The following is a 7,842-nucleotide window of genomic DNA, read 5'->3' on the forward strand; positions in this document are numbered from 1 at the left end:
GACCCGCCGGAGCGGGTGATCAGGTCAAGCCCTGGCCCGGTTGCCGGTCACCAGCCGGTAGACGCCGAGCACGATGAGGGAGCCGAGGATGGCCAGCAGCCAGGTGCTCAGGTCGAAGAACGAGTTGATGTCGGAGTTGAAGATCGCACGGCCGACAAAACCGCCGATGATGGCGCCGACGATGCCGAGCAGCATCGTGATGATGATGCCACCGGGGTCACGACCAGGCATGATGGCCTTGGCGATGGCACCCGCGATCAGGCCGAGAACAATCCAACCCAAGATGCCCACGGGGGCTCTCCTTCCTGCGGGCCGCGGCGGGCGGATCCGTCGCGGCGCTTGATCGAGGAATGCCCACCTTCGAGTGAGAACACGCCTGCGTTACCCTTCTGTTATCAACTACCGCCGTGCGGGCCCTCAGGCGGGGTCCGGAACAATGGGTGCCGATGAGCACACCACGCACGGTCCTGGTCCTCGGTTCCACCGGCTCCGTCGGCACCCAGGCCCTCGACGTCATCGCCGCCAACCGGGACCGCTTCACCGTCGCCGGCCTGGCCGCGGGGGGCGCGGACCCCGCCGCCCTCGCCGCGCAGGCCCTGGACGCCGGGGTCGAGGCCGTCGCGGTCGCCCGCGCCACCGCCGTGGAGGACGTCACCCTCGCCCTCTACGCCGAGGCGCAGAAGCGCGGGTACTCGCGCGGCGAGTTCAAGCTCCCGCGCATCCTGGCGGGCCCCACCGCCATGACCGACCTCATCGACTCCACCCCCGCGGACGTGGTGCTCAACGGCATCACCGGCTCCATCGGCCTCACGCCCACGCTGCACGCGCTCGCCACGGGCGCGACGCTGGCCCTGGCCAACAAGGAGTCGCTGATCGCGGGCGGCCCGCTGGTGCTCAGGGCCGCGCAGCCCGGTCAGCTCGTGCCCGTCGACTCCGAGCACTCCGCGCTGGCCCAGTGCCTGCGCGGCGGGCGCGCCGACGAGGTCGCCCGGCTGGTGCTCACCGCCTCCGGCGGCCCGTTCCGCGGCCGCACCCGCGCCGAGCTGGCCGGCGTCACCGCCGCCCAGGCGCTGGCCCACCCGACCTGGTCCATGGGCCCGGTCATCACGGTCAACTCGGCCACCCTGGTCAACAAGGGCCTGGAGCTGATCGAGGCGCAACTGCTGTTCGGCGTGCCCTACGAGAACATCGACGTGGTCGTGCACCCGCAGTCGGTCATTCACTCGATGGTGACCTTCACCGACGGCTCCACGCTCGCCCAGGCCAGCCCGCCCGACATGCGCCTGCCCATCTCGCTGGCCCTCGGCTGGCCCGATCGCGTCCCCGGCGCCGCGGCCGCGTGTACCTTCGACGTGGCGACGGCCTGGACGTTCGAGCCGCTGGACGACGAGACGTTCCCGGCGGTGCGGCTGGCCAGGCAGGCGGGTTCCGGCGGCGGGTGCCTGCCCGCCGTCTACAACGCGGCCAACGAGGAAGCGGTCGCGGCGTTCCTCGCCGATGACGCCCCCTTCACCTCCATCGTGGACACTGTGGAGCGGGTGCTGGCGGAGGCGGGCGGCTGGTCGCGGGAGCCGGCGGACGTCGCCGAGGTGCTCGCGGCGGAGGAGTGGGCCCGGGCGCGGGCACGGGAACTCGTGGTCACCTCGGTGGGCCACGGGAAGGACTGACAGTGGTCTACTTTTTGGGCATCCTGCTGTTCGCCCTGCTCATCGGCATCTCCATCGCGCTGCACGAGCTGGGGCACCTCGGCACCGCGAAGATGTTCGGGATGAAGGTCACCCGGTACTTCATCGGGTTCGGCCCCAAGATCTGGTCGTTCCGCCGCGGCGAGACCGAGTACGGCCTCAAGGCCATCCCGGCGGGCGGGTTCTGCGAGATCACCGGCATGACCTCGCTGGAGGAGGTCCGCCCCGAGGACGAGCAGCGGGCGTTCTACCGGCAGAAGACCTGGAAGCGCGTCGTCGTGCTCTCGGCGGGCTCCATCACGCACTTCATCCTCGGCTTCATCATCCTCTACCTGATGGCCTTCACCCTCGGCCTGCCGAACCTCCGCAGCACCCCCGTGGTCCAGGAGGTCACCGCCTGCGTGCAGAGCAGCACCGAGGCCGACTGCGCCCCCGGCGCGCCCGCCCCGGCCAGGGACGCGGGCTTCCTGGCCGGCGACGAGATCGTGGCCGTGGCCGGCACCGCCACGCCGACCTGGTCCGACGTGCTCAAGGCCACGCGCGAGCGGTCCGGCGACACCGAGTTCCGGGTGCTGCGCGACGGGCGGGAGCTGACGCTCACCGTCGACGTCGCCCGCGTCGAGCGGGAGCTGGTGCGCGAGGACGGCTCCACCTACAAGGAGGAAGTCGGCGCGATCGGCATCATCCACCAGCGCAACTTCGAGTACGACGCGCTCACCGCGCTCGGCGGCGCGACCGACTTCACCGGCGACATGTTCGTCAACACCTGGCACGGCCTGCTCCGGTTCCCGGAGAAGATCCCCGCGGTCGTCGAGGCCATCGCCGGCGGCGAGCGCGACGTGGACAGCCCGGTCAGCGTGGTCGGCGCGAGCCGGCTCGGCGGCGAGGCGGTCGAGCAGGGCCTGTGGCAGTTCTTCTGGATGATGCTCGCGGGCCTCAACTTCTTCGTCGGTGTGTTCAACCTCCTGCCCCTGTTGCCGCTTGACGGTGGTCACATCGCCGTCAACCTCTACGAACGGGTGCGAAACTGGATCAGGAAGCTCCGCGGCCTGCCCGCCGGGGCGCCGGTGAACTACCTGCGGCTGCTCCCGCTGACCTACTTCGTGATCTTCGTCGGTGGCGCCATCACGCTGCTGACGGTCACCGCGGACATCGTCAACCCGATCCGGCTCCAGTGAGAGGTGTTCTACCGATGAGCGACGGCGTCATGCTCGGTATCCCGGCGATGCCGCCCCCGGTGTTGTCGGAGCGTCGCAAGACCCGCCAGCTCATGGTGGGGTCCGTGGGGGTCGGCAGCGAGTTCCCCGTCTCGGTGCAGTCGATGACGACCACGGTCACCGCGGACGTCAACGCGACGTTGCAGCAGATCGCGGAGCTGACCGCGGCCGGGTGCGACATCGTGCGGGTGGCGTGCCCGTCGCAGGACGACGCGGACGCGCTGGCGGCGATCGCGCGCAAGTCGCAGATCCCGGTGATCGCGGACATCCACTTCCAGCCGAAGTACGTGTTCGCGGCGATCGAGGCCGGCTGCGCGGCGGTGCGGGTGAACCCGGGCAACATCAAGAAGTTCGACGACAAGGTCAAGGAGATCGCCCAGGCGGCCCGCGACCACGACACCCCCATCCGGATCGGGGTCAACGCCGGTTCGCTGGACCCGCGGTTGATGGCCAAGTACGGCAAGGCCACCCCGGAGGCGCTGGCGGAGTCGGCGCTGTGGGAGGCGTCGCTGTTCGCCGAGCACGACTTCCACGACCTGAAGATCAGCGTGAAGCACAACGACCCGGTGGTCATGATCCGGGCCTACGAGCTCCTGGCCGAGCAGTGCGACTACCCGCTGCACCTGGGCGTGACCGAGGCGGGTCCGGCGTTCCAGGGCACGATCAAGTCCGCGGTCGCCTTCGGCGCGCTGCTGCGCCAGGGGATCGGCGACACGATCCGGGTGTCGCTGTCGGCGCCCCCGGTGGAGGAGGTCAAGGTCGGCCACCAGATCCTCCAGTCGCTCAACCTGCGGCCCCGCAAGCTGGAGATCGTGTCCTGCCCGTCGTGCGGCCGGGCGCAGGTGGACGTCTACACGCTGGCCGAGCAGGTCACCGCCGGCCTGGAGGGCATGGAGGTGCCCCTGCGCGTGGCCGTCATGGGCTGCGTCGTCAACGGGCCCGGCGAGGCGCGTGAGGCGGACCTGGGCGTGGCGTCGGGCAACGGCAAGGGGCAGATCTTCGTCAAGGGCCAGGTCATCAAGACCGTGCCCGAGCACCAGATCGTCGAGACCCTCATCGAGGAAGCCATGCGCATTGCCGAAGAGATCGGCGAGTCGGCGCAGGGCGAGCCGGTGGTGACGGTCGGCTGAGGGGGTGTCCGACGCGCGCGACCAGCCGTCCGTCTGGCACGCTTGACGCGTGTTGAGGCTGGCTGGCGCGCGGTTGCTCGACGAGCGGGACCTGCCCGAGGTCCTCGCGGTGCTCGCGGCCGACCCGGTGGCGTCCTGCATGGTCGCCTCCCGGGTCGAGGTCGCGGGCCTGGACCCGTGGCGGCTGGGCGGTGAGCTGTGGGCGTACGACCAGCGCTCGCTGCGCGGCGGCCGGATCGACGCGCTGTGCTTCGCCGGGCCGAACCTGATCCCGCTGTGCGGCGGACCCCCCGCGCTGCGCAGCTTCGCCGACCGGGCCCGTCGCCGCGGCCGGATGTGCTCGTCGCTCGTCGGGCCCGCGGAGCAGGTGCTCGGCCTGTGGGAGGAGCTGGCCCCCGACTGGGGCCCCGCCCGCGAGGTGCGGGCCGCCCAGCCGCTGATGGCGCTGGGCGGCGGCCCGGAGATCCCGTCCGACCCGCTGGTGCGGCCGGTGCGGCCCGACGAGCTGGACCGGTACCTGCCCGCGGCGATCGCGATGTTCATCGAGGAGGTCGGCGTCGACCCGTGCGCCGACGACGGCGGCGCGTCCTACCGGGCGCGGGTGGCCGAGCTGATCGCGGGCGGCCGGGCGTTCGCCCGGTTCGAGGGCCGCGACGTGGTGTTCAAGGCCGAGATCGGCGCCATGTCGGCCAAGGTCGGCCAGATCCAGGGCGTGTGGGTCCGGCCGGACCGGCGTGGGCACGGGTTGGGGGCGGCGGGTACCGCGGCCGTGGCCGAACGCCTGGTCAAGGGCCTCGGCCGGACCGCCTCGCTGTACGTGAACTCCTACAACGACGCGGCCAAGGCCGCCTACCGCAAGATCGGCTTCACCCAGGTCGGCGAGTACGCCACCGTGCTGTTCTGACACCGCTCCCGGCACGCGTCGAACCGGTCGAAACCCGATAGTTGCGGACCGGCATACTCGGCCCCGTGATCCCGCGCACGGTGGCCCTTTCCGGGGCCGTGCTGCTGCTCGTCAGCGGCTGTGGCCTGTTCTCCTCCTCCCGACCGGGGCCGGACGAGGTGGCGAACGACTTCCTGACCCGGGTCGCGAACGGGGACCTCGACGGCGCGGCGGCCGTCACCGACGACCCCGGTGGCGCCCGGGAACTGCTCGGCAAGGCGCGCGAGGCGCTCAAGCCGGCCGGGCTGCGCGCCGCCGTGGAGCAGGTCCGCTCGTCGGGCGAGGCCGCGACCGCCGAGGCCGACGTGAGGTACGACTGGGACCTCGGGCACGGGCACGCGTGGGGCTACCAGGCGAAGCTGGAGCTGCGCCGCGAGGAGGACGACTGGCGGGTGCGCTGGGCGCCGTCGGTCGTGCACCCCAGGCTCGGCGCGCAGCAGGTGCTGGGCGTGGTCGAGGTCAAGCCCGACCCCGCGCCCGTGCTGGACCGCGACGGCGTGCCGCTGCTCGCGCCCGAGGTCGTCGTGTCCGTGCTGCTCGACCCGGGCGAGGCGGGCGACCTGGGCGCGGTGGCCGGCGCGCTGGCGTCGGCGCTGTCCCCGATCGACGCCGCGATCACGCCGCAGTCGATCGCCGAGGGCGCCTCGGCCGTGCCCTCCGGGCAGGTCTACCAGGTGGCGGCGCTGCGGGAGGCGGACTACCAGAGCGTCAAGCCCGCCATCTACGAGCTGCCCGGCGTGCGGTTCACCACGCAGAAGACGCTGCTCGCGCCGTCGCGGACGTTCGGCTCGCAGGTGCTGCCCGCGGTGCGGCGGTTCGTGGAGGAGGACATCGCCGGGCGCTCCGGCCTGCGCGTCTACACCGTCAACGCGGCGGGTGAGGAGGTGGAGGCGCTGCACGAGGTGCCGCCCCAGCCCGCGGAGGCCATCCGGACCGTGCTCAGCCGGACCGTGATGACGGCGGCCGAGGACGCGGTGGAGCCGGTGCCCGGCGCGGCGATGCTGGTGGCGCTGTCCGCGTCGACCGGCGACGTGCTGGCCGTGGCGCAGAACGGGCCGGCCGACAAGGAGGGCGCGGTGGCGCTGACCGGCCAGTACCCGCCCGGTTCGACGTTCAAGGTGGTGACCGCGGCGGCGGCGCTGGCGTCGGGGAAGGCGACCGCGGACAGCCCCGTGCCGTGCCCCGGGCGGACCACCGTCGGCGGGCGGCGGATCGTGCCGAACGACCGCGAGTTCGACAAGGGCACGGTCCCGCTGCGCACGGCGTTCGCGGTGTCGTGCAACACGACGTTCGCGCAGCTCGCGGCCGACATGGCGCCGGACGAGCTGACCCGGACCGCCGACTCGTTCGGCCTGGGCGTGGACTTCGGGATCCCGGCCGTCACCACGATCACCGGTTCCGCGCCGCCCGCGACCGACGTGGTGGAGCGCGCGGAGGACGGCTTCGGCCAGGGGAAGGTGCTGGCCAGCCCGTTCGGCATGGCGCTGGTGGCGGCGACGGTGGCGTCGGGCGAGGTGCCGGTGCCGTCGGTGCTGGCGGACCGGGAGACGGAGGTGGAGCGCACGCCGACCCCGCCCGCCCCGGAGGTGCTGGAGCCGCTGCGGGCGATGATGCGCGAGGTGGTCGAGTCGGGGTCCGCGCCGCAGCTCAAGCCGTTCGGCGACGTGCGGGGCAAGACGGGCACGGCGCAGTTCGGCGACGGCGCCAACTCCCACGGCTGGTTCATCGGCTACCGAGGCGACGTCGCCTTCGCCACCCTGCTGCTGGGCACGAACTCGTCGGCGCCGGCGGTGGAGACCTCGGGGCGGTTCCTGGGCGCGTTGGGCTGAACGGAGCAATGTGCTATCGTGTAGCACATGGAATCGATCGGCGTGCGGGAGTTGAGGCAGAACGCCAGCGTGTACCTGCGTCGGGTCGCCGCCGGTGAGTCGATCACGGTGACCGATCGCGGTGTGCCGGTGGCCGTGCTGGCCCCGCCGCCCCGGGACGCCACGCTCCGTGAGCGCCTTCGGGTCAACGGGCAGTTGCTCCCCGCCGACGCGAGCCGCGCCCGCCTGCTGGAACCGCCGGTCGAGTCGACCCTCGACGTCTCCGCGGAGCTGCAGGAGCAGCGAGAGGACAGGTTTTGATCTACTTCGACTCCTCGGCCCTGGTGAAGCTCGTCCGCCGGGAGGCCGAGAGCCAGGCCCTGCGCGAGTGGCTCACCTCTCACACCGACCCGGTCGTCAGCAGTGCGGTCTCCCGCACCGAGGTCTCCCGTGCGGTGCTGAAGGACTTCGTCAACCTCGGTGAGCGGGCCAAGCGCGTGCTGTCCGCGGTGGAGATGATCCCGATGACGTTCGACCTGCTGGACGACGCCGGCACGCTGGCCGTCGAGTTGCGCAGCCTGGATGCGATCCACCTCGCTTCGGCCCTGCTGGTGCGCGGTGACCTGGACGCGTTCGTGGCCTACGACAAGCGGCTGCTCACCGCGGCCGACCAGATGGGGCTGCCGGTCGCCGCGCCGGGGACGGCCGAAGCGGCGGCCTGATCGGCAATACCCCGCCGTTCCCCGGGCCACTGGGCTAACGTCCGGCGGGGGGCGGTGCGGTCCCCCACGTCGACGAGGGGGAATCGGTCGGTGAGGGCGCTCGACGTCAACGAACACCTCAACCCGGCGCTCGTCCGGGTCCGCGCGGTCGAGGACGGGGTGCCCGTGGGTGCGGGGCTGCTGTTCCGCGCCGGGCAGGTGATCACCTGCGCCCACGTGGTCAACTCCGCGCTCGGGCGCGCCCCGGGTGCGGTGGACCGCCCGGACGGACCGGTGCCCGTGGACTTCCCGTTCAGCGCCCGCCCGCGCCGGCTGTCCGCCCGGGTGGTGCGGTGGC

General features: G+C 72.4%; 9 protein-coding genes. 8 read left to right on the forward strand and 1 reads right to left on the reverse strand.

Going from position 1 to position 7,842, the window contains the following annotated elements; translation table 11 throughout:
* Positions 1–24: 24 nt before the first annotated feature.
* Positions 25–291 (reverse strand): GlsB/YeaQ/YmgE family stress response membrane protein, encoded by a 267-nt coding sequence (locus ACFV4N_RS36275; protein ID WP_499677190.1) that lies wholly within the window; start codon positions 289–291, stop codon positions 25–27.
* A gap of 155 nt (positions 292–446) precedes the next feature.
* Between ACFV4N_RS36275 and dxr the strand changes: the two genes are divergently transcribed.
* The 8 genes from dxr to ACFV4N_RS36315 form a co-directional block, all read left to right on the forward strand.
* Positions 447–1,667, forward strand: a complete 1,221-nt coding sequence (gene dxr, locus ACFV4N_RS36280) for a 1-deoxy-D-xylulose-5-phosphate reductoisomerase (RefSeq protein WP_499677191.1) — start codon at positions 447–449, stop codon at positions 1,665–1,667.
* Positions 1,668–1,669: 2 nt separating this feature from the next.
* The gene (locus ACFV4N_RS36285) at positions 1,670–2,863 is read left to right on the forward strand and encodes a M50 family metallopeptidase (RefSeq protein WP_499677192.1); all 1,194 of its coding nucleotides are present in this window, start codon (positions 1,670–1,672) and stop codon (positions 2,861–2,863) included.
* A gap of 14 nt (positions 2,864–2,877) precedes the next feature.
* Positions 2,878–4,032, forward strand: a complete 1,155-nt coding sequence (gene ispG / locus ACFV4N_RS36290; RefSeq protein ID WP_499677193.1) for a flavodoxin-dependent (E)-4-hydroxy-3-methylbut-2-enyl-diphosphate synthase — start codon at positions 2,878–2,880, stop codon at positions 4,030–4,032.
* A gap of 49 nt (positions 4,033–4,081) precedes the next feature.
* Positions 4,082–4,936, forward strand: a complete 855-nt coding sequence (locus tag ACFV4N_RS36295; protein ID WP_499677194.1) for a GNAT family N-acetyltransferase — start codon at positions 4,082–4,084, stop codon at positions 4,934–4,936.
* 65 nt (positions 4,937–5,001) lie between these two features.
* Positions 5,002–6,804 carry a penicillin-binding transpeptidase domain-containing protein gene (locus ACFV4N_RS36300; protein ID WP_499677195.1) on the forward strand — a complete coding sequence of 601 codons (1,803 nt, stop codon included), beginning with the start codon at positions 5,002–5,004 and terminating at the stop codon, positions 6,802–6,804.
* A gap of 27 nt (positions 6,805–6,831) precedes the next feature.
* Entirely contained in the window at positions 6,832–7,104 is a 273-nt protein-coding gene (locus tag ACFV4N_RS36305; RefSeq protein ID WP_499677196.1) for a type II toxin-antitoxin system Phd/YefM family antitoxin, read from the forward strand.
* Positions 7,101–7,505 carry a type II toxin-antitoxin system VapC family toxin gene (locus ACFV4N_RS36310; RefSeq protein ID WP_499677197.1) on the forward strand — a complete coding sequence of 135 codons (405 nt, stop codon included), beginning with the start codon at positions 7,101–7,103 and terminating at the stop codon, positions 7,503–7,505. The genes ACFV4N_RS36305 and ACFV4N_RS36310 overlap by 4 nt, the downstream gene beginning before the upstream one ends.
* Positions 7,506–7,595: 90 nt before the next feature.
* On the forward strand, positions 7,596–7,842 hold a 247-nt coding region (locus ACFV4N_RS36315; RefSeq protein ID WP_499677198.1), incomplete at its 3' end, for a hypothetical protein.

It is taken from the genome of Actinosynnema sp. NPDC059797, assembly GCF_042732085.1.
In the GTDB taxonomy this organism is placed as follows: Bacteria; Actinomycetota; Actinomycetes; order Mycobacteriales; family Pseudonocardiaceae; genus Actinosynnema.